Consider the following 20,307-nt stretch of genomic DNA (forward strand, 5'->3'; position numbering starts at 1 on the left):
GAGATCGACAGGAACACTCCATGACGCGGTGGCCGTTGCGGCTGCTCGCCGCTGCGAGCACGCCGGTGCTCGTGCTCACCGGGTGCCACCATGCCGGCGAGCATCCCGATGCGAGCCCGCGTAACTGCCGAACCCTGGCCGCCGACCCGGGTTGGTATGGCGACAACCGCCAGCGCATCGACGCGATGATCAACCGGCTGGGCAGTTGCGGCAAGTCCGAATCGGCCAGCGCCGGTGCCCCCCTGGCGTTGTTCGACTGGGACAACACCATGGTCCTCAACGACGTCGGGAGCGCGACGTTCTATTGGATGATCAACAACTCCAAAGTGCGTCAGCCTGCCGGCGGGAACTGGTCCACCACCAGCGCATACCTCACCACTGAAGCGGCAGCGGCGTTGGCCGCCGCTTGCGGTGGCCTCGCGGGTCCGGGACAACCGCTGCCCACCGGCTCCAACACCAGCTGCGCTGATGAGCTGGTGGCCGTTTATGCCGGGCACGAAACCCGTTCGGGGGCATCCGCGTTCACCGGTTACAACCGCCGCCGCATACAACCCGGCGACGCCTGGGCGGCCCAGTTGCTCGCCGGCTGGACCGATGGGGAGATCGCCGAATTCGCCACCGCGGCCAGGAAGCAGAACCTCGACGCCAAAGAGGGATCCGAGCAGACCGTGGGAAGTACCCGACAGACCGGTTGGGTGCGCTACTACACACAGATGCGAGACCTCGTCGGCACGCTGCAAGCCAACGGGTTCGACGTGCGGATCATCTCCGCGTCGGCTGAGCCGGTGGTCCGGGTGTGGGCGGCCGACATCGGCATCCCGGCTGACCACGTGCTGGGCGTACGCACAGACCATGACGGAGACGTCCTGACGCCCCGCCTTGGGTTGTGCGGCGGCGAACCGTCGATGCCCTTCAACGAGGGCAAGCGGTGCCGGGTCAACGAGCAACTGTTCGGTGCCCAGGGCGCATCTGCCTTCCAGCAGTCTCCGGTGCAGCGTCGGCAGGTGTTCGCCGCAGGCGACTCCGACGGAGACGTGACGTTCGTCACGGACGCGACCGCGCTGCGCCTCGTCCTGAATCGCAACCAGATCGAGTTGATGTGCTGGGCGTACGCCAACGCCGACGGCAAATGGATGGTCAACCCGGTCTTTATCAATCCCCCGCCGGTGAGCCCGCCCTACCCGTGCGCAACCCAGGGCTTCGATGAGCCCGGCGGCGGCCAGGCGCCGCTTCGCCAAGCCGACGGCACCGTCGTTCCCGACCAGCAGGATCGGGTCCACTGAAAGCTGAACTCGGTGATACGCAGTCGCAACAAGCAGGTTGCCAGCGCGTAGCCCGGCGGTGCGAAATCGGCTGTCCCACAAGCGCTGTAGACTTAGACCACCTCGCACTCAACGCGCTTCGACAGCAGCGAGAACGCTCACCGTGCACCAGCGCACAAAGTGTGAGATCCTCTCCCTGCCCCAATCACCGATACCTAAGGCGGTGTTCCCATGCCCGAATTCACTTCACGCGATGGCAGCCGGCCCGCCGAGCGTAGCCTGGCTCCCATCATCGTCACCCGGCGAGGCAAAATCGCCCGCCTGGAATCCAGCCTCACCCCGCACGAGGCACAGCTCGAGGATCTGGTTTTCCTGCGAAAGGCATTGAACCGGGCCGATATTCCGTTTCTGCTGGTCCGCTGCCACCAGAACCGGCCGATTCTGGCCGTCGACATCCGACTGCGTCCCGCGGTCGAGCATGCCCTTGCCGCGGCGTGCATCACCGAGCCGATGTACGCCAAGACAATCGATCAGAAGGGCATTCCTGCGGTGTTGCTGGCCAATGGCCGACTTTCCGCAATGGGTGATCCGCGAATCCTCAGGCTGTATCGGCAACGGATTGCGCCGGGCGGATTTCGGTATGGTCCGGCATTCGGAGTTGAGCTTCAATTCTGGGTTTTCGAGGAGGCGGTGATCCGTTGTCCGGTGGAGAACTCACTCACCCGCAAAGTGTTGCCCCGCAGTGAGCTGGTCGCGGCGACTGTCAAGTTGTACGGGTACAAGTGGCCGACGCTGGAGGGAATGTTCACCCCCCATGCCAGCGACGTGACATTCGACATCGATCTGGTGTTCTCCTGGGTCGACGGCAGCGACCCGGTGTTCCGGGCGCGGCGTGCCGCGCAACTGTCGCAGTACGTGGTGGGCGAAGGCGACGACGCCGAAGCGCGGATCAGGCAAATTGATGAGCTGAAATACGCGCTGCGGTCGGTGAACATGTTTGCCCCGTGGATCCGTCGCATCTTCATTGCGACCGATTCAGCCCCGCCGCGGTGGTTAGCTGACCATCCGAAAATCACCATCGTTCGAGCCGAGGACCACTTTTCGGATCGTGCCGCATTGCCTACCTACAATTCGCATGCGGTGGAGAGCCAGCTGCACCACATCCCGGGGCTGAGCGAGCATTTCCTGTATTCCAACGACGACATGTTCTTCGGGCGGCGGGTCAAGGCCAGCATGTTCTTCTCCCCCGGCGGCGTCACGAAGTTCATCGAGGCCAAGACCCGGATAGGGCTGGGCACCAACGATCCGGCCCGCAGTGGTCACGAGAATGCGGCCCGAGTCAACCGGCGGCTGCTGTTCGAGCGGTTCGGGCACCTGATCACGCGCCATCTCGAGCACACCGCGGTCCCGCTGCGCAAAAGCGTGCTCATCGAGATGGAGCAGGAATTCCCGGAGGAATTCGCGTGCACCCGGGCCAGCGCGTTCCGGTCGGCCACCGACATCTCGGTAACCAACTCGCTGTACCACTACTACGCGCTGATGACCGGCCGTGCCGTCCAACAGGAGAATGCCAAGGTCCGCTACGTCGACACCACCACCCATGCGGGCCTGGACCTGCTGGAGGAATTACGGAAGCACCGCCAGTACCACTTCTTCTGCCTGAACGACGGCAGCTTCCCCGAAGTCGACCCGGCCGAGCGAGCACAACGAGTGGTCAGTTTCTTGGAGCGGTACTTTCCGATCCCCGCGCCGTGGGAGAAGGTCGCCGCGGACGTCAGCGGGCCGGCCCCGGCCGCGCCGCTGGCGTCAGCACCATTGGAGGCTGGCTGAACAGCGAATCGCGCCGTGACGGCTCGATGAACATCCCGCTTTCGGCGATCTGACGTTTCGCCTGGGCGGGAGAGACAAAGGTGCCCACGGTTTTTCCGCTACCGAGCGGGATCACCGAATGCACCACGGTGTCTTGGTAGACGTGCACCAGGTTGCATCCCTGCGCGCCGTCCCTGCCGCGGGTTCCCCCGGTGGCAACAGTGAGGTCTTGGGTGTAGCAGGTGGCCGATGCCACCGACACCGGGATCCCGACGAAGGTGGCGTTCGTCGAGTAGTGCAGGTGCCCAGCCAGAATGGACCGAACATCGCTGCCCTCGAGCACCCGGCCCAGGGCAGCCTGGTCCCGGAGTTCCACCGTCACCGCAAGGTCCAAGACACTGGGGATCGGCGGATGGTGCAGCGCCAAGATGGTGCCGTGCGGTGCCGGTGTCGCCAATTGCGTGGCTAGCCAGCTCAATTGGGAGCGTCGCAGTTCGCCGTGATGGTAGCCGGGTACCGAGGTGTCCACGGTGATGATCCGCAGGCCGTCGATCATGTGCACCCGGTCCAGCGGTGCCATCGACGGTGCCTCGTCGAGCAGGAAGCTGCGCAGCGCTGCCCGGTCGTCGTGGTTGCCCATCACCCAGATGAGTTCGGCGCCAAGCTCGGCCGCGAACGGTTCCACCACGGCTCGCAGCTTGCGATACGCCTGCGCCTCGCCGGTGTCGGCCAAGTCGCCGGTAAAGACGATGGCATCGGGACACATTCCGGAGTGGGTCAGCTGGCCGAGCAGCTCACCCAGCCGGCCGTCAGCATCCACCGCGCCGTACAGCGGACCATCCCCGCCGACGAGATGCGTGTCGCTGATATGTAGGAGAACGTATTCCGGCCGCGGATGCTCCGCGGCCCTAAGTCTGTGCACCTGAGGTGCCAACCCTCTCGGTCTGGTGATCGCTGGGAAACAGCCCGTCAAGTATAACGGCGTGCCAACGTGCTCGCAGCGCTCGCAGGCCGCGCCGCTGGACGGTCAGCGCCGCAACCGCGCCGGCCTCGTTGATCGCCAGATGCGTCAGGATCGGCGCCACCAGGCTGCCGCAACGATCTGCCAGCCATCCAAACACCCACCCCGCCAGGCCGGTGACCAGCACCGTGGGCATCAGCGGCGCACCCGTCGCGCGCGCATCGGCAATGTGGGAAAGACCGAAGGCGCCGGCCTGCAGCAGCCGCCCACCCGCCGGGCCGAATGCCTGAGTCCCGGCGGTGGCCAGCGCCGCCCGAAACGCGGCCTCCTCGGCCCACACCGTGCCGATGGGTATGTGCAGTACCAGCCAGCCCGGCACCGACGACGGCAGCTCGCGTTCGGACATCGACAAGCGCACCACGGGCACCGGTGTCGTCGCCGCGATCGCGGTCGTCGCTGCTGCCGCGGCCGTCGAGCCCAGCCGCAACCCCGCCCACAACCGCGGCGGACGAATACCCAGTGGCGCCCGGGTCAGCCACACCAGCAACCAGCCCAGCCCGGCCTGCAGCGGTATCCGCCACGCAGCGGGCAGCCGGGGAGCCACAAAGCTCCAGCCGACCAGGCCGGCGGCCAAAGACACTGCGCGAAAACGACTTACCCGAAGAATCGCGGCAGCACCGCCTCGGATGTCTGGCGCAGTTCGGCCACCGACACCGTGAACAGTCCGTGGAACTCGATGACATCCGAGGCCTGGTCGACGACACCGATTCGAACCGCGGGCAGGCCGCGGGCCTCGCACATCGCCCGGAACCGGCTCTCTTCGGTGCGCGGCACCGCGACCAATGCCCGGCCCGCCGACTCGGAGAACAGCATCACGAAAGGATCGGCACCTTCGGGAAGCACGATGCGGCAACCGGTTTCACCCGCCAGCGCTGCTTCGACGACGGCCAGGGCCAGCCCGCCTTCGGACAGGTCGTGCGCCGCGGACACCAGGTCGTCGCGCGAGGCCGAGCGCAGCACCTCGGCCAGCAGCCGCTCGCGAGGCAGGTCGACTCTGGGCGGCAGTCCTCCCAGATGGTCGGCGGTCACCTGGGCCCAGACCGATCCGTCGAACTCGTCGCGGGTGTCGCCCAGCAGCATCAGCGTTTCACCGGGCTCACGGCCGAGCGCGGTGGGAAGGCGCCGACTTACGTCGTCCAAGACACCGAGCACCCCGACCACCGGCGTGGGCATGATCGCTGTGGACCCGGTTTGGTTGTAGAAGCTGACATTGCCGCCGGTCACCGGAATGCCCAGGGCCGCACAGCCATCGGCCAGTCCACGGACCGCCCGGGCGAACTGCCACATCACGCCGGGATCCTCGGGCGAGCCGAAGTTGAGGCAGTCGGTCACCGCAACGGGCGTGGCGCCGGTGACGGCGACGTTACGGTACGCCTCGGCCAGCGCGAGTTGGGCGCCGGCGTAGGGGTCCAGCATGGTGTAGCGCCCCGACGCGTCGGTCGAGACCGCGATGCCACGGCCGGTCGACTCGTCGATGCGCACCACGCCGCCGTCGGCGTGCTCGGCCAGCACGGTGTTGCCGCGCACGTATCGGTCGTACTGTTCGGTGATGAACGCCCGGCTGCACAGATGCGGACTGCCCAGCAGCGCAAGCAAAGTCGCGCGCAGCTCGGCGCCGGTGACGGGGCGCGGCAGCTTGGCCGAGGTGTCGGCATTGAGGGCGTCCTGCGATTCGGGACGGGCGACCGGGCGGTGGTACACGGGCCCCTCGTGGGCCACCGTGCGGGGCGGCACGTCGACGACGGTCTCGCCGCGCCAGCTGATCCGCAACCGGTCACCATCGGTGACTTCGCCGATCACGGTGGCCAGCACCTCCCACTTGCGGCACACCGCCATGAAGGCGTCCACGTTCTCCGGGGCGACCACCGCGCACATGCGTTCCTGCGACTCGCTGCAGAGCACCTCGGCGGACGTCATGTCCTTGGCGCGCAGCGGGACGGCATCGAGCCGGATCGTCATACCACCGTCCCCGGCAGAAGCCAATTCCGAAGTGGCACAAGCCAGCCCGGCTCCGCCAAGGTCCTGGATGCCGATTACCAGCCCGCCCGCGTACAGCTCGAGGCAGCACTCGATGAGCACCTTCTCCGTGAACGGGTCGCCCACTTGCACCGAGGGCAGCTTCTTACGGGCGGCGCCGTCGGTGCTATCAGCACTGAAGGTGTCGGATGCCAGCACCGAGACCCCGCCGATGCCGTCGAGCCCGGTGCGCGCGCCGAACAGGATGATCTTGTTGCCGGCGCCGGAGGCGAATGCGAGATGCAGGTCCTCCTGGCGTAAAACGCCGACGCACAACGCGTTCACCAACGGATTTCCGGCATAGCACGGGTCGAAGACGGTCTCGCCGCCGATGTTCGGCAGGCCCAGCGAGTTGCCGTAGCCGCCGATACCGCGGACCACGCCGTCGACGACGCGGCGGGTATCGGGGGCATCGGCCGCCCCGAACCGTAACTGGTCCATCACCGCGACCGGACGCGCGCCCATGGCCATGATGTCGCGCACGATGCCGCCGACCCCGGTGGCCGCGCCCTGGTAGGGCTCGACGTAGGACGGGTGGTTGTGCGATTCCACTTTGAAGGTGACGGCCCAGCCGTCGCCGATGTCGACCACGCCGGCGTTCTCACCGATGCCGGCCAGCATCCCGGCGCGCATCTCGTCGGTGGTCGTCTCGCCGAAGTAGCGCAGGTGCACCTTGGACGACTTGTACGAGCAGTGTTCGCTCCACATCACCGAGTACATGGCCAGCTCGGTGTCGGTGGGCCGGCGGCCGAGGATCTCACGGATCCGCTGGTACTCGTCGTCTTTGAGGCCCAGCTCGTGGAAGGGTTGCGGTTGGTCGGGGGTGGTGGCGGCATGTTCGACGGTGTCAATCACGTGGATCTGCGCGCTCGTCACGCCAGACAGTCTAGGTCGGGCCGTCTTTGTCGCCGAGCGTGACGTCAGCGCGCGATTTTCGCCGGATTCTCAAAGCCAGGTCACGCTCGGCGAGGCGCCCGGGTCACTGCCCCGCCACACAGAACAGGTTGCTCTCCGGGTCGGCCAGCACCACCCAGCGGAAGTTCGCGCCGAACTGGTGCCGCTCCACCTCGGCGGCACCGGCGGCCGTCAACCGCGCCACTTCGGCCTCCACATCCTCGGCGGTGAAATCCAGATGCACCCGGTTCTTTCCGGGCGTGCGATCGGGCACCTTCTGAAACCCGAGCCGCGGCCCGTGGGCGCGAGTCACCACGATGAATTCGCCCGGCAACAGCTCGCGTGTCGTCCCGCCGAACTGCTCGGCCCACCAGCCGGCCAGTTTCGCCGGGTCGTTGCAGTCGAACGTGACCATCTCCACGCTGAGCGCCATACCTCAAGACCCTATGCCCCGGGCGACAGAAATGCTTGCAAGGCTGCGGAATAGGCCGCCACATCGCCGGCGCCCATCAGCTCCCGTGCCGAATGCATCGCAAGCTGGGCTGCACCCACGTCGACGGTGGGGATGCCGGTACGGGCCGACGCCAGCGGCCCGATGGTCGACCCGCACGGCAGGTCGGCACGGTGCTCATACCGCTGCAGCGGCACCCCGGCCTGCCGGCAGGCCATCGCGAACGCCGCGGCGGTACGCCCGTCGGTGGCGTATCGCAGATTCGGGTGCACCTTGAGCACCGGCCCGGCGTTGACTTCGATGGGGTGGCCCGGCTCGTGCCGATCGGGGTAATTGGGGTGGGTGGCATGGGCCATGTCGGCCGAGGCCAGCAGCGACACCGGCAGCTGCCGCAGCAAGTCCTCCCGGTTGCCGCCGGCGGCCAACACGATCCGTTCCAGCACGGTACCCAGCAGGTTTGACTGCGCGCCGCGGTCCGAGGACGAGCCGACCTCCTCGTGGTCGAACATCACCAAAACCGGCAGCACATCGCGCGGTCGGGCGGAAAGCAACGCTTCCAGCCCGGCATAGCAACTGGCTTGGTTGTCCAGTCGAGGCGCGCTCAGCAGGCACCCGTCAGACCCGATCAGCGCCGCCGGTGTCAGGTCATGCGTCATCAGATCCGCGGCCAGCACGTCGGCCTCGGGCACTCCGGCATGCCGCGCGACATAGCCGATGAAGGGACCGGCCGCGTCGCCGACGCCCCAGACCGCGTTGACATGCCGTTGGGGATCCAGCGTCACCGACTTGCGGTCCTCGGCCAAGTGGATGGCCAGCTGCGGCACCCGCAGGATCGGCTCGTCGATGCGGACCAGCCGGTGCCGCACCGCCGAGCCGTCCCGTATCGACAGCCGCCCGCTGACGCCCAGGTCGCGGTCCAGCCAGGAGTTGAGCCACGCGCCCCCGTAGGGCTCCAGCGCCACCACCTGCCAGCCGGCAACCAGCCGGTCCGGGTGCTGCTTGACCCGCAAATTGGGGCTGTCGGTATGCGCGCCGACGATCCGGAACGGGGCGGGGGCGCCGGTGGCGAGCTGACTGTTCCAAGCGACCAGCGAGCCGGCCCGCACAGTGAAGTAACGGCCCGGCTGCTGCGGCCAGCGGTCGGTTTCGCTGAGTTCGGTGTATCCGGCGTCCAGCAACCGCCGGGCCGCGGTGGCGCACACGTGAAACGGCGACGGCGAGGCGTCGATGAACTCGCAGAGGCCTCGCGCACTGGCTGTGGGTGTGGGCCCGCCGGACATGCACACCATCATGGCTGTCGGGGACCAGGTGGTTCACGCTAGGGTCGGCAGAGTGCCACCGGTTCAGCCACAACCCATCCTCGCGCCGCTGACGCCGGCAGCGATTTTTCTCGTGGCCATCATCGACGACGGCGGTGAGACGGCCGTGCATGACGGGTTGGCCGACATCTCGGGATTGGTGCGCGCGATAGGGTTTCGCGACCCGGGCAAGAATCTGTCGGCGGTGACCTCGATCGGCTCGCACGCGTGGGACCGGTTGTTTTCCGGCCCGCGGCCGGCGAAACTGCATCCGTTCGTCGCGCTGCACGGGCCGCGGCACACCGCGCCGGCCACCCCGGGGGATCTGCTGTTTCACATTCGCGCCGAAACCATGGATGTGTGCTTCGAATTGGCCGGGCGCATTCTCAGCGCGATGGCCGGCGCGGTCACCGTTGTCGACGAGGTGCACGGATTCCGCTTCTTCGACAATCGCGACCTGTTGGGTTTCGTCGACGGCACCGAAAACCCAAGTGGTCCAATCGCTGTCAGCGCAACCGCCGTCGGCGACGAGGACCCGGAGTTCGCCGGCGGCTGCTATGTGCACGTGCAGAAGTATGTCCACGACATGAGGTCGTGGGACTCGCTGTCGGTCACCGAGCAGGAGCAGGTGATCGGGCGCACCAAGCTGGAAGACATCGAACTCGGTGACGACGTGAAGCCGGCCAATTCGCACATCGCGCTCAACGTCATCACCGACGACGACGGCACCGAGTTGAAGATCGTGCGGCACAACATGCCGTTCGGCAAGGTCGGCACGAGCGAGTACGGCACCTACTTCATCGGTTATTCACGCGCCCCCGAGGTCACCGAGCAGATGCTGCACAACATGTTTCTCGGCGATCCCCCCGGCAACACCGACCGCATTCTGGATTTCTCCACCGCGGTCACCGGCGGGCTGTTCTTCTCCCCCACCGTCGACTTCCTCGACGATCCACCGCCGCTGCCCCAATCACCGGCGCCCGCTCCGGCGGCGGTGCCGGCCCCCGACGACGGTTCACTCTCGATCGGCAGCCTGAAAGGAACCTCCCGATGAACAATCTGTACCGCGAACTGGCTCCGGTCACCGAAGCCGCTTGGGCCGAAATCGAATTGGAGGCCACGCGGACGTTCAAGCGGCATATCGCCGGGCGCCGGGTGGTCGACGTCAGCGGTCCGGGCGGACCGGTCGCCGCCGCGGTCAGCACCGGTCGGCTGATCGACATCTCCGCGCCCACCGACGGCGTCATCGCCCACCTGCGCGCCAGCAAGCCCCTGGTGCGGCTACGGGTACCATTCGCCTTGTCGCGCAACGAGATCGACGACGTCGAGCGCGGTTCACAGGACTCGGACTGGGATCCGGTGAAGGCGGCCGCCAAGAAGCTGGCCTTCGTCGAGGACCGCACCATCTTCGAGGGCTACGCGGCCGCGTCCATCGAGGGCATCCGCAGCGCCAGCTCGAACCGGCCGCTGACATTGCCCGAAGACCCACGCGAAATCCCGGATGTCATCTCGCAGGCGCTGACCGAACTGCGCCTGGCCGGCGTCGACGGGCCGTATTCGGTGCTGCTCGCCGCCGACGTCTACACCAAGGTCAGCGAAACCACCGAGCACGGCTACCCCATCCGCGAGCACCTGAACCGGCTGGTCGACGGCGACATCATCTGGGCGCCGGCCATCGACGGCGCTTTCGTGCTGACCACCCGCGGGGGTGACTTCGACCTGCAGCTGGGCACCGATGTCGCGATCGGCTATACCAGTCACGACGCCGACACCGTGCAGCTCTATCTGCAGGAGACCCTGACCTTCCTGTGCTACACCGCCGAGGCTTCGGTCGCGCTCAGCCCGCCCTCGGATTAATACCGGCCGCATCGGATTCACAGCTGCGGCCGGCGCCGGTGGAACCTGGTGGCCTGCTGAAACGCATGCCCGCATTGGACCAGGAACTGCTCGGCGAAATGACGGCCGACGAACTGCACCCCCAGCGGCGTGCCGCGCGACGTGACTCCCGCCGGCAGGCATATCGCCGGGTTACCAGTGACATTGAGCGGGGCAGTCGGTCCTGCCAACGCGGCGGACAGCACCGAATCCACACCCAGCATCCGCATGCCGGCCACCGTCGGCGACGCCAGACCGGCGCTGGGCAGCAACACCAGATCCACGTCGGTAAACACCCGCTGCAGCGCTTCGGTGCACTCCTGCCGCCGGGTGATCAGCCCTTGGTACTCAACGGCACTCAGCTTCCGTGCGTTGTCGAGAAGCCCGCGCAGCACCGGTCCGTACTCGTCGGCACGTGCCGGATAGGTCTCGGCATGCGCGATCGCCGTCTCGACCCCGCGCATCGTGGCGAACACGTCGACCATCCGATCCAGCGCGGGCAGCGTGACCTCGACGACCGGCCAACCAATTCCTTCCAGTGTCGAGACGACCTGGGCCATCATGGATGTGGTGTCGTCATCGAAACCGGACAGTTGCGACCGGTCCACACCGGCTCGGGGGACCCGGCTCAGCGCGAGGTCAGCCGCATAGTCGGGCACGGGCGTTCGCGATGACGTCGGGTCGCCGACGTCGAATCCGGCAATGGCGCTCAGCAGGACCGCCGCATCCACAGCGCTTCTGGCGATAGGTCCGACGTGGTCGAAACTTGCTGCCAGCTCGACGATTCCATGCCGACTCACCCGGCCCCAGGTTGGTTTGATCCCGGTGACCCCGCACATGCTCGTCGGAAACCTGATCGATCCCCCGGTGTCCGAACCGATCGAACCGAAGCACAGCCCCGCTGCGGTGGCCACGGCGCAGCCACTCGACGACACGCCTGCCCAGGTCGCAGGGTCCCACGGATTGACCGGCGCCGGAAGGCTCGGATGGTATGCGAGATATGCCCCCTCGGTCATGGCCAGCTTGCCGGTGATCACGGCACCGGCAGCGCGCAACCTTGCCACGACAGTGGCGTCATACGACGACCGGAACTCGCGATGGATGACGGTGCCTGCGCCCGTGGGGGCATCGGCGGTGTAGCAGAGATCTTTCACACCGATGGGCACACCATGCAGGACTCCGCGCCAGTGCCCCCGGGCGAGTTCAGCGTCGGCAGCGCGAGCGGCCTCGACCGCGGAGTCCGTCATGACGAACGCGTGGCTTTTCAGCCCCCCATCGAGCTTGTCGATTCGGTGCAGCGTCGCGTGGGTCAGTTCCGCCGAACTGATCTGCCGAGTGCGAATCAGCGAGGCGACCTCGGTCAGTTCACGCTTCCAGATCTCGTCGTCCAGTTGCGCTGAAACCTCAGATCTCCTGGCTGTCAACGAATCTCGGCGATCGCCGCTGGCTGAAGGCGGCCACCCCTTCTCGGACATCCGCTCCTTCGTAGGCTTCTACACCGAATCGGATCAGGGCATCGGTATCGGCTGCGGTCAGCGCCCGGCCGTGCATATTGGCGACCACCTTCGTCGCGCGCATGGTCACCGCCGACTGCCGGCAGATCTGACCGACCAGTTTGGCTGTCGCGTCCGGCAATTCATCTGCTGCGACGACCTTCTGCACCAACCCCCACCGCGCGGCCTGCTCGACGTCCACCAGTTCTCCGCTGAACAGCAGATACTTCAGGGCCGCCGGACCGATAAGGCCCGCAACGGTATCGGACTCGGTGAGGCCGAGGGTGACGCCGAGCTTGCCGATCGGGATGCCAAAGCGTGCGTCGTCGGCCGCGATACGGACATCGCAGGCGGCGAGCAGTTCGCACCCGCCACCGACGGCAAGTCCGCGGACCGCGCCGATGACCGGAACCGGTATTGCGGTCACGGCCCGTAGGCAGGCCGCGACGCTCTCGTTGTAGGTCGCCGCGTCCACGGCGGTCATCCGGGTGCGGGGAAACTCGCTGATATCGGCGCCCGCGGCGAACGCCGCATCGCCCGCACCGCGAATAACCACCGCCCGCAGGTCCGATTCGCCCGCCAAGTCGTCGAACAGCAGCTTCAGCCGGCGCCAGGCCGCCAGGTTCAATGCGTTGTGCGCCAACGGATTACACAAGGTGGTCACCACGACGCTTCGGTGGATCTGCACGGCTACGCGATCGATGACCTCCGCGGCGGGCGGTTCACTGCGAATGATGCGGCTTATCACGCCTTCGAGATCTTCGCCGGACGTGATGCCGGACGTGACGATTTCCTCGGTGGGGGCCATGCGCATCCTCTCGCTGCCGTTGCGGACCCCGCAGCCCCCCGCCGGCTAAGCGACTGACGACACCGTGCTCGCAGTTGCCGAGCCGGCGTCGCTCGGGAGTCCGGTTTCGGTCTGGTCGGCGGTCACTACCCATCGACTGATCCTCCACACGCCCTGCTGTTTGACCACGGTGAAGTCGTAACAGCCGGTGAGGTCGGCGACCGGCGAACCGCCTTGCCGGATTGAGAATACTTGGACGTAGCAGTGCCCGGTAGCTTCATCGGCGCTTTGGCCGGTGAACCACAACGAGTTCAGGGCGTGACGCCGTTTGTTTCCGTCGGCCCTGAAACCCGATTTCCGCACCGAGAGCAACCGCATCACGGTATCGATGTCCGCCGTAAGCTCGCGGTTGTCGTGCAGCAAGACAAGTTCGGGCGAATCGGTGAACAAGGCACGAAAATCCTCGAGCCTGTCTTGGTCGTAGGCGTAGGCGTAAGCGCCGAACAAGTTGATGATTGCCAGTCGATCTGCGGCGTCGAAGTTCACGCCCCCGACATCTGCGACCGCCATGGATTGTTCTGTCAACATCGATCGACCTTCCCTTTCGAATTTTGCGAGCCCGGCTTACTCGACGCGGGCTCTGCGGACAAGTGGTGAAGCCCCCTGGGTGACGCAGGGCCTAGTTGGTGGTCGGCAACGGCCACCGGCGCGTGCCACCGCGTCAGTGTGGCGACCCGCCGGCTCCGGGCGGCTCGCCCGCAATTTGTCTTCAGCAGTTGACAATATGATGTTATGACTGCGCTTGCCATGGTGTCAATCACGATTGACAGAATCGTTACGGTGAAATCGCGGAGAGGCCGCGGTGCGTTGGCCGCCGTCGCGTCGCCCGGCCACGTCTCGGCCGCCGCAGTGGCTCCAGCGCGTGTGACGACGGCCGTCGGTCAAGCCCATCGCCTATGCTGTCGATCGTGGCGGCCAGACCCAGCACCCGAGCACCGCAGACAGAACTCGGCCTTGCACTGCGGATTGCCTGGTGGAGCTATTCCCGGCGAATTGATGTCGAGATGGAAGCCGCGGGTTTCCCGGATCTACAGTTCCCGATGATCTACGTCTTCGCCCTGTATTCGCAGCCGGAGCCCATGACGATCTCCCAGATGGGACGGCAATTCAGCGTCAGTCGCCAGGCAGCCAGCAAGGTCGTCGCCGACTTGCGCCGCCGTGGCTACGTGCACGTCACTCCGTCGACCACCGACCAGCGCGAGAAGGTTGTCGAGCTGGCACCGAAGGCCATCGAGTACGTCACTGCGCGCCTGCGCAAAGCGGCTGCCCTAGACCGGGCGATCCGCAAGCGCCTCGGTGACGACGGCCGCGACGAACTGATCAGGCTGCTGGGCGAACTCGGCGCAGTCGCCAGATCGAAGCTGGATTTCGACCCCGGCATGTTCCCGGTCAAAGAGCCGGGCTGGTATTAGCTCCTGCTCGCCCGGGACGAGATCCGCGCCGATAGGCGGCTCAGCGGTGGAAGAAGCCCGAGTGCCCGCTATCGGTGCCGGGGAATTCACTGATGTTTCCGACGCCCGAGTTGCGGATACCGATGTTGAAGAAGCCCGAGTTCTGGAATCCCACGCCATTGTTGACGCCATTGAAGAAGCCTGAACCTCTATCGCTTGAGTTATAGAAGCCCGAGCCGCCGAAGCCGAAGTTGTTGAAGCCGGAACCTAACGGCCCTAAGTTACGCCCGCCAGACGACTTCTCCCCGGCGTTGGTGAAGCCTGAGCTATCGTCGCCCTGGTTGAAAAAGCCCGAGGTGCCGGTGCCCAGATTTCCGAAGCCGGAACTCTGGCCGGGCCCGTCGCCCACCTGCCCGATAGCCGTGTTCAAGTTGCCTGAATTGAAGCCACCGGTGTTGATACTGCCCGAATTGCCGAACCCGGTGTTTGTGGCGCCGGCATTGAAGACGCCGGTATTGCGCTCACCCGAATTGAAGAAGCCGGTGTTCCCCTGACCTGAGTTGAACAGACCGGTGTTCTCGTTCGCCGAGTTGAAGAAACCCGTGGTATACCGGCCGGAGTTGAACGCACCCGTGGTTTCGCCGGAGGTGTTACCGAAGCCGGTGGCTTGCAGGCCGGTATTCCAGAAACCGGTGACGGTGCCGCCCGTCGTTTGGAATCCGGTGTTGTTGGTCCCCGAGACTTCGAAACCGGTGTTGGCAAAGCCGGAATTGAAGATGCCGACGTTGTTGGTGCCGGAGTTGAAAAAGCCGATGTTTCCGGTTCCCGAATTGCCGAAGCCGATGTTGCCGCTGCCCGTGTTCAGGCCACCTATTCCGACCTGATTGTTGCCGGTGAGCCCAAAGCCGATGTTGCCGTTGCCGGTGTTGCCGAAGCCGATGTTGCCGTTGCCGGTGTTGCCGAAGCCCCAGTTGGAATCCCCGGTGTTTCCCGAGCCCCGGTTGAAGCTGCCGGTGTTTGCACTGCCGATGTTGTTCTGGGCGGGAGTGTTGGTCGGGCCCACGTTGCCGAAGCCGACGTTGCCGTCGCCCTTGTTACCGCCGCCGACATTGCCTTTGCCGTCGTTGCCGAAGCCGACGTTCTGGCTGCCGTTATTGCCCCCGCCGACGTTACTGGTGCCCGAGTTGCCGCCGCCCACGTTGCTGTCGCCGCGATTGCCGCCGCCCAGGTTGGAACTGCCGCTATTTCCACTGCCGAGATTGGAGCTGCCGGTATTGCCGCTGCCCACATTGGAATTGCCGATGTTTCCATTGCCCACGTTGTCGTCACCGTGGTTTCCGTTGCCCACGTTGCCGCTGCCGTTGTTGCCCACGCCGATGTTCTGTGGGCCGGAGATGCCGAGCGCGTTGAACAGCGATTGCTGCCAGGACGTCAGCTGCGCTGCCGCCGCCGAGGCACCGGCGTGGTAGCCGGCCATCACGCCCACATCCTGGGCCCACATCTCCTCATAGGCGCCTTCGAAGGCCGCAATCGCCGGGAAGTTCTGCCCGAACAGGTTCGACAACACCAGCGACACCAACCGAGAGCGATTGGCCGCCACCGCTACGGGGTGGACGATGGCGGCCTGCGCCGCCTCGAACACCCCGGCGACTGCTCGGGCCCCGCCTGCCACACCGGCGGCCTGCGCCGCTGTTGCGTCAAGCCACGCCGCATACGGGGCGGCCGCGGCCGCCATCGTCGCCGCTGCCGGACCCTGCCACGATGCGGCGGTCAGGCCCGCCGTCACCGCGGAAAATGAGGCCGCCGACAGGCTCAACTCCTCGGCCAGCGCATCCCAGGCGCCGGCGGCCGTCAGCAACGGCGCCGGGCCAGCGCCGGCGAACATCAGTGCCGAATTGACTTCCGGCGGCAACAACGCGAAATTTGGCGGCATCATGACTCCTCTACTCGCCAGGAGCGGATCCACCAAATCTAGTCTCGCCGGGCGGCGATAATCAGCAAATCTGCAAACCTGTTGCCGGCGTGGTGATCTGGCGTCAATTCGCGACGAGTGTGGTTGCCGGAGGCGTAACGTCGACACCAAGGCCGGCGAAAGGACTGGGAGTTGCTCGACGATTCCTACGGCGACGTCGTGCTCGGCGCCCGCCCGGCCGGGCAGGACGCGGCGGGCCGCTGCAGTGTGCCGGAACTGCGCGTCGCGGTGGCCGGACATGAACTGGCCAGGGAGTACTCATGGTGACCTCGGACGCATTTCATCCGGAATTTCACAGCGACGCAACGCCGGGCGTGGCCGCGCGCAACCGGGTACACCACGTCAGATCATCCGAAATCAGTTCCGACACAGCACAATCGGAGGGAATGCGGCGATTCGCCGCGCTCAGCGGACGTTCCGTCGGCGCCGAGAAGTTGTGGATGGGCGAGACGCACGTCTCGCCCGGAACGGCGTCGGCCAACCACCATCACGGCGACTCCGAAACCGCAATCTATGTACGAAGTGGCCATCCAGAGTTCGTGTTTCACGACGGCGTCCAGGAAGTGCGCATCTCGACCCAGCCCGGTGACTACATCTTTATCCCGCCGTATCTGCCGCATCGGGAAGAGAACCCCGACCCGACCACGCCCGCGGAGGTGGTCATCGCGCGCAGCACCCAGGAGCCGATCGTGGTCAACCTACCGGGGCTTTATCCGCTCTGATCCGGCTGCCTCGTCTAGCGGGCTGAGCACGGTAACCGCGATCGGCTCGCTCAGCAGGGCGGGCAGCCGTTCGCGGTAACTGCGGTAATGGGCGGAGCCCCGGTGCTCGTCGAGTGCGCTGCGGTCGCGATAACGCTCGAACAACACCAGCTCGGCGCCGTCGGCGCTTTCGTAGAGGTCATAGGTACGGCACCCGCCTTCGGCGCGGGTCGGCGCGATCATCCCGGCGAGCAGGACACGCAGCGCATCCATCGATTCCGGGCGCGGGGTGAACCGGGCGATGACCGCGATTGACGACGACATGTGACGACCTTCCGGGCAGGTGTGCCGCCGGCCCTTGACGGCCGACGTTCTAAGACGTTTTAATACGTCCTATGACGAGTGTCAAGCTTGATCTGGATGCCGCCGAGTTCCGGATATCGCGCGGCAGCGTGCCGGCGAGCACTCAGCTTGCCGAGGCACTCAAGACGCAGATCGTCAAACAACGGCTGCCCAGCGGTGGGCGGCTGCCCAGCGAGCGGGAGCTGATCGACAAGTCGGGGCTGAGCCGGGTGACGGTGCGGTCCGCGGTGGGGATCCTCGAACGTCAGGGGTGGCTGGTGCGTCGGCAGGGACTGGGCACCTTCGTCGCCGATCCGGTCAGGCAAGAACTCGGTTCGGGGGTGCGCACGATCACCGAGGTGCTGCTGAGCTCCGGTGTCGCCCCGCGAGTGGAGGTGTTGTCCCACAGCGTGTGCGCGCCACCGCAACCGATCGCCGCGGCACTGACCTTGCCGGAGGTCTTGTGTATCCGCCGGCGCTTCAGCGCGGGCGGCGAACCCTTGGCGCTGGTCACCGCCTACCTACCGCCGGGTGTGGGCGATGCTGTGGAACCACTGCTATCCGGTGCCCTCGATACCGAAACCACGTACACGATGTGGGAGCAACGACTGGGCATCCGGATTGCCAAGGCCACCCACGACATATCGGCGGCCGGCGCATCCGCCGAAGTCGCCGCGGCGTTGGAGCTGCCGGCGGGCGCACCGGTGCTGGTGCTCGACCGCACCAGCTACCGCGAAGACGGCAAAGCGCTCGAGGTGGTGGTGTTCCACTACCGCCCCGATCGGTACAAGTTCTCCGTCACACTGCCGCGAACGCTGCCCGAGGCGGGCGCCGGAATTATCGAAAGGTCGGAATTCACATGAACATCGCCGGATCCGATGACCCCCACTTCGGACTTGTCCTTGCGCTGACGGTCAACGGGCTGGCGGTCAGCAGATACCCCGATATGGTTACCGTCTCGCGAGCCGCAGAGCACTACGGATTCGACTCCATCTGGCTCTGCGATCATTTCCTGACGGTCAGCCCGGACGACTACGTCAAAGACGCCGGCATCGCCGGCCAATCCAGTAAAACCCGCCAGGACGCACGGCCCACATCGCTGCCCCTGCTGGAATGCTGGACGGCGTTGACGGCGCTGGCTCGCGATACCACCCGGCTGCGCCTGGGCACCAGTGTGCTGTGCAACTCGTATCGCCATCCCTCGGTGCTGGCCAAAATGGCCGCCACTCTGGACGTGATCTCCGAGGGACGCCTCGATCTGGGGTTGGGCGCAGGCTGGTTTCAGCGCGAGTTCGAGGCCTATGGCATTTCGTTTCCGCCGGTGGGCGAGCGAGTCTCCGCATTGGCCGAAGCCCTGGAGGTGATCCGGACGGTCTGGACCGAGCCGAACCCCACCTTTGCCGGCAGGTTCTACACGCTGAACGGCGCGATCTGCGATCCGCCTCCCCTCCAACGGCCCCACCCACCGCTCTGGATCGGGGGCGAAGGAGACCGCGTGCACCGCATCGCGGCCAAGCTGGCGCAGGGTCTCAACGTGCGGTGGTGGTCGCCACAGCAGGTGGCCCGACGCCGGGAGTTCCTGGCACGGGCCTGCGAGTCGGCCGGCCGTGACCCGGGCACACTGCAGCGGTCGGTGACCGTGCTGCTGGCACCGACCGATTCGGCGGCGGACGAAGCGCGAATTCGCTTGGAGTTCTCCTCCATTCCCGAGTCCGGCCTCATCGTCGGGCACCCGGATCGCTGCGCGGAGCGCATCCGTGACTACCAGGATTGTGGGGTCACCCACTTCCTGTTCACGGTTCCGCGGGTGGTGGAGTCCGACCATCTGCACGTCATCGGTCGCGACATCATTCCGTTGCTCAAGTCCCGGGTCACGGCGTCATGACTCGTGCCGGGGATCTGGACCCGTATCTGGCGCCGACCGACTACGTCGACGCCCGCCATCCGCTGGTCCGGGCGACGGCTGCAGCGCTGGTGCACGGTGCCACATCCGATGTCGAGCGGGTCGGACGCATCTATCACTACGTGCGTGATCTGCCCTATGACATCCTTGCCGCATTCCGCTACCTCGCCCGGGGCGAACACCGGGCCAGCGACGCACTCCGGCACGGTGTCGCCTTCTGCATGGGAAAGGCGAGCATGTTCGTCGCCCTATGCCGAGCGGTGGGCGTGCCGGCCCGCGTCGCCTTCCAGACGTTGAGCTCCCCGGACAAGGAGTTTCTCTCCCCGGAGGTCCGTGCCCTGTGGGGAGGCAAATCCGGCAGGCCGTTGCCGTGGCACTCTCTCGGCGAGGCCTACCTGGGCAACCGATGGGTCAAGCTAGACGCCACCATCGACGCGACGACGGCGGCGCGGCTGGGCAAACCCTACCGGCGCGAGTTCGACGGCGTCACCGACATTCCGACGGTTGAGGGCCCCGTCCTGCAGGAAAACGGCAGCTACGCCGACTACCCGGGCGACGTCGCCCTATGGTACGCACTGGTGGCACGCGCGGTGCTGAATGCCTTGGAGTCCAGCGACATTCACGCTCGAGTCGCCGACGACGACGAACTGTGGGCCGGCCCTCGCCGGGAGGCGGTGGCGCGCCGGCAAGGAGCCGGTCCCTGACCCGCACTCATCACACGTCAAGGGGTGATTGTCTAACCCGGTATTTATCGAACTAGTGCGCACCGCTGGCGTGGATTTCGGCTAGGGCTTGGGCGAGGTCGTCAGGGATGGAGTCGGCGGCGGCGATGGTGTGTTGTCCGGCTTGGATGGTGATGGTGCGGTAGCGTCGTACAGTTCGCACGAATTTCCTTATGGTCCAAACGATTCGGTGCTCGATCCAGTGCGTGAGGGTACGCGACATCAACGACACCGGTTACGACGACTACCGCGAGGCAGGACTGGAAGTTGCAGCGCGCGAAATAGCCATGCTGAGCCCGAATGATCTGCC

20 protein-coding genes and 1 pseudogene are annotated in these 20,307 nt (G+C 66.1%); 10 read left to right on the forward strand and 11 right to left on the reverse strand.

Going from position 1 to position 20,307, the window contains the following annotated elements:
* Positions 1-20 precede the first annotated feature (20 nt).
* Positions 21-1,283, forward strand: coding sequence for a haloacid dehalogenase-like hydrolase (locus EET10_RS24780; RefSeq protein ID WP_243410757.1), 1,263 nt, complete (start codon positions 21-23; stop codon positions 1,281-1,283).
* 210 nt (positions 1,284-1,493) lie between these two features.
* The gene (locus EET10_RS24785) at positions 1,494-3,092 is read left to right on the forward strand and encodes a stealth family protein (RefSeq protein ID WP_036406616.1); all 1,599 of its coding nucleotides are present in this window, start codon (positions 1,494-1,496) and stop codon (positions 3,090-3,092) included.
* On the opposite strand, the gene cpdA is transcribed toward EET10_RS24785, so the two are convergent.
* The 5 genes and pseudogenes from cpdA to EET10_RS24810 all read right to left on the reverse strand — a co-directional run bounded on the left by cpdA (position 3,037) and on the right by EET10_RS24810 (position 8,733).
* Positions 3,037-3,993, reverse strand: coding sequence for a 3',5'-cyclic adenosine monophosphate phosphodiesterase CpdA (cpdA, locus tag EET10_RS24790; protein WP_036406614.1), 957 nt, complete (start codon positions 3,991-3,993; stop codon positions 3,037-3,039). The genes EET10_RS24785 and cpdA overlap by 56 nt on opposite strands.
* Before the next feature lie 70 nt (positions 3,994-4,063).
* Positions 4,064-4,699: pseudogene (locus EET10_RS24795) on the reverse strand (Rv0804 family intramembrane glutamic endopeptidase); the annotation flags it as partial.
* Complete coding sequence (gene purL, locus EET10_RS24800) at positions 4,687-6,963, reverse strand: phosphoribosylformylglycinamidine synthase subunit PurL (RefSeq protein ID WP_099188541.1); 2,277 nt, start codon at positions 6,961-6,963, stop codon at positions 4,687-4,689. The pseudogene EET10_RS24795 and the gene purL, both read right to left, overlap by 13 nt.
* A gap of 124 nt (positions 6,964-7,087) precedes the next feature.
* Positions 7,088-7,435, reverse strand: coding sequence for a VOC family protein (locus tag EET10_RS24805; protein WP_036406610.1), 348 nt, complete (start codon positions 7,433-7,435; stop codon positions 7,088-7,090).
* Between the two features lie 11 nt (positions 7,436-7,446).
* On the reverse strand, positions 7,447-8,733 hold the full coding sequence (locus tag EET10_RS24810) for a M18 family aminopeptidase (RefSeq protein WP_122502856.1): 1,287 nt from the start codon (positions 8,731-8,733) through the stop codon (positions 7,447-7,449).
* Between the two features lie 10 nt (positions 8,734-8,743).
* On the opposite strand from EET10_RS24810, the gene EET10_RS24815 reads away from it, so the two are divergent.
* Positions 8,744-9,805: a Dyp-type peroxidase gene (locus EET10_RS24815; protein WP_174719715.1), complete on the forward strand. Its 1,062-nt coding sequence runs from the start codon at positions 8,744-8,746 to the stop codon at positions 9,803-9,805.
* Positions 9,802-10,608 (forward strand): family 1 encapsulin nanocompartment shell protein, encoded by an 807-nt coding sequence (locus EET10_RS24820; RefSeq protein WP_063466284.1) that lies wholly within the window; start codon positions 9,802-9,804, stop codon positions 10,606-10,608. The genes EET10_RS24815 and EET10_RS24820 overlap by 4 nt, the downstream gene beginning before the upstream one ends.
* 17 nt (positions 10,609-10,625) lie before the next feature.
* On the opposite strand, the gene EET10_RS24825 is transcribed toward EET10_RS24820, so the two are convergent.
* From EET10_RS24825 to EET10_RS24835, 3 genes are read right to left on the reverse strand one after another with little or no spacing between them, the layout of a single operon-like run.
* On the reverse strand, positions 10,626-12,050 hold the full coding sequence (locus tag EET10_RS24825; RefSeq protein ID WP_036406605.1) for an amidase: 1,425 nt from the start codon (positions 12,048-12,050) through the stop codon (positions 10,626-10,628).
* A complete protein-coding gene (locus EET10_RS24830; protein WP_036406658.1) occupies positions 12,031-12,927 on the reverse strand; it encodes an enoyl-CoA hydratase/isomerase family protein in 897 nt (298 codons plus the stop codon). The genes EET10_RS24825 and EET10_RS24830 overlap by 20 nt, the downstream gene beginning before the upstream one ends.
* Positions 12,928-12,972: 45 nt before the next feature.
* Complete coding sequence (locus tag EET10_RS24835; RefSeq protein WP_082273328.1) at positions 12,973-13,494, reverse strand: nuclear transport factor 2 family protein; 522 nt, start codon at positions 13,492-13,494, stop codon at positions 12,973-12,975.
* A 380-nt stretch (positions 13,495-13,874) separates the two neighbouring features.
* Between EET10_RS24835 and EET10_RS24840 the strand changes: the two genes are divergently transcribed.
* Positions 13,875-14,378, forward strand: coding sequence for a MarR family winged helix-turn-helix transcriptional regulator (locus EET10_RS24840; RefSeq protein WP_244187704.1), 504 nt, complete (start codon positions 13,875-13,877; stop codon positions 14,376-14,378).
* A 40-nt stretch (positions 14,379-14,418) separates the two neighbouring features.
* Here the strand turns inward: EET10_RS24840 and EET10_RS24845 are convergent, their stop codons facing one another.
* Positions 14,419-16,290 (reverse strand): PPE family protein, encoded by a 1,872-nt coding sequence (locus EET10_RS24845; RefSeq protein ID WP_099188545.1) that lies wholly within the window; start codon positions 16,288-16,290, stop codon positions 14,419-14,421.
* Positions 16,291-16,461: 171 nt separating this feature from the next.
* Between EET10_RS24845 and EET10_RS31820 the strand changes: the two genes are divergently transcribed.
* Positions 16,462-16,596 (forward strand): hypothetical protein, encoded by a 135-nt coding sequence (locus EET10_RS31820; RefSeq protein WP_276861910.1) that lies wholly within the window; start codon positions 16,462-16,464, stop codon positions 16,594-16,596.
* Positions 16,590-17,051: a cupin domain-containing protein gene (locus tag EET10_RS24850; protein WP_036406599.1), complete on the forward strand. Its 462-nt coding sequence runs from the start codon at positions 16,590-16,592 to the stop codon at positions 17,049-17,051. Before EET10_RS31820 ends, EET10_RS24850 begins: the two co-directional genes overlap by 7 nt.
* On the opposite strand, the gene EET10_RS24855 is transcribed toward EET10_RS24850, so the two are convergent.
* The gene (locus tag EET10_RS24855) at positions 17,028-17,354 is read right to left on the reverse strand and encodes a putative quinol monooxygenase (RefSeq protein ID WP_036406596.1); all 327 of its coding nucleotides are present in this window, start codon (positions 17,352-17,354) and stop codon (positions 17,028-17,030) included. The two genes, EET10_RS24850 and EET10_RS24855, sit on opposite strands and share 24 nt — an antisense overlap.
* A 71-nt stretch (positions 17,355-17,425) precedes the next feature.
* Between EET10_RS24855 and EET10_RS24860 the strand changes: the two genes are divergently transcribed.
* The 3 genes from EET10_RS24860 to EET10_RS24870 are packed head-to-tail and all read left to right on the forward strand — an operon-like array spanning position 17,426 to position 19,979.
* Positions 17,426-18,235: an Rv0792c family HTH-type transcriptional regulator gene (locus EET10_RS24860; RefSeq protein WP_036406593.1), complete on the forward strand. Its 810-nt coding sequence runs from the start codon at positions 17,426-17,428 to the stop codon at positions 18,233-18,235.
* Positions 18,232-19,257, forward strand: coding sequence for a TIGR03560 family F420-dependent LLM class oxidoreductase (locus EET10_RS24865; protein WP_423793610.1), 1,026 nt, complete (start codon positions 18,232-18,234; stop codon positions 19,255-19,257). Before EET10_RS24860 ends, EET10_RS24865 begins: the two co-directional genes overlap by 4 nt.
* Positions 19,254-19,979, forward strand: coding sequence for a transglutaminase-like domain-containing protein (locus EET10_RS24870; RefSeq protein WP_036406588.1), 726 nt, complete (start codon positions 19,254-19,256; stop codon positions 19,977-19,979). The genes EET10_RS24865 and EET10_RS24870 overlap by 4 nt, the downstream gene beginning before the upstream one ends.
* Positions 19,980-20,031: 52 nt before the next feature.
* Here EET10_RS24870 and EET10_RS31825 read toward each other — a convergent pair whose 3' ends face one another.
* Entirely contained in the window at positions 20,032-20,160 is a 129-nt protein-coding gene (locus EET10_RS31825) for a hypothetical protein (protein ID WP_276861913.1), read from the reverse strand.
* Positions 20,161-20,307 lie beyond the last annotated feature (147 nt).

This window comes from Mycobacterium pseudokansasii, assembly GCF_900566075.1.
GTDB lineage: Bacteria > Actinomycetota > Actinomycetes > Mycobacteriales > Mycobacteriaceae > Mycobacterium > Mycobacterium pseudokansasii.

What these genes read in the sequence shown, in the direction of transcription:
- EET10_RS24780 (WP_243410757.1), top strand. Translation starts at nt 21, where the DNA reads ATGACGCGGTGGCCGTTGCGGCTGCTCGCCGCTGCGAGCACGCCGGTG.
- EET10_RS24785 (WP_036406616.1), top strand. Translation starts at nt 1,494, where the DNA reads ATGCCCGAATTCACTTCACGCGATGGCAGCCGGCCCGCCGAGCGTAGC.
- EET10_RS24805 (WP_036406610.1), bottom strand. Translation starts at nt 7,435, where the DNA reads ATGGCGCTCAGCGTGGAGATGGTCACGTTCGACTGCAACGACCCGGCG.
- EET10_RS24810 (WP_122502856.1), bottom strand. Translation starts at nt 8,733, where the DNA reads ATGTCCGGCGGGCCCACACCCACAGCCAGTGCGCGAGGCCTCTGCGAG.
- EET10_RS24815 (WP_174719715.1), top strand. Translation starts at nt 8,744, where the DNA reads ATGGCTGTCGGGGACCAGGTGGTTCACGCTAGGGTCGGCAGAGTGCCA.
- EET10_RS24820 (WP_063466284.1), top strand. Translation starts at nt 9,802, where the DNA reads ATGAACAATCTGTACCGCGAACTGGCTCCGGTCACCGAAGCCGCTTGG.
- EET10_RS24830 (WP_036406658.1), bottom strand. Translation starts at nt 12,927, where the DNA reads ATGGCCCCCACCGAGGAAATCGTCACGTCCGGCATCACGTCCGGCGAA.
- EET10_RS24835 (WP_082273328.1), bottom strand. Translation starts at nt 13,494, where the DNA reads ATGTTGACAGAACAATCCATGGCGGTCGCAGATGTCGGGGGCGTGAAC.
- EET10_RS24845 (WP_099188545.1), bottom strand. Translation starts at nt 16,290, where the DNA reads ATGCCGCCAAATTTCGCGTTGTTGCCGCCGGAAGTCAATTCGGCACTG.
- EET10_RS24850 (WP_036406599.1), top strand. Translation starts at nt 16,590, where the DNA reads ATGGTGACCTCGGACGCATTTCATCCGGAATTTCACAGCGACGCAACG.
- EET10_RS24855 (WP_036406596.1), bottom strand. Translation starts at nt 17,354, where the DNA reads ATGTCGTCGTCAATCGCGGTCATCGCCCGGTTCACCCCGCGCCCGGAA.
- EET10_RS24860 (WP_036406593.1), top strand. Translation starts at nt 17,426, where the DNA reads ATGACGAGTGTCAAGCTTGATCTGGATGCCGCCGAGTTCCGGATATCG.
- EET10_RS24865 (WP_423793610.1), top strand. Translation starts at nt 18,232, where the DNA reads ATGAACATCGCCGGATCCGATGACCCCCACTTCGGACTTGTCCTTGCG.
- EET10_RS24870 (WP_036406588.1), top strand. Translation starts at nt 19,254, where the DNA reads ATGACTCGTGCCGGGGATCTGGACCCGTATCTGGCGCCGACCGACTAC.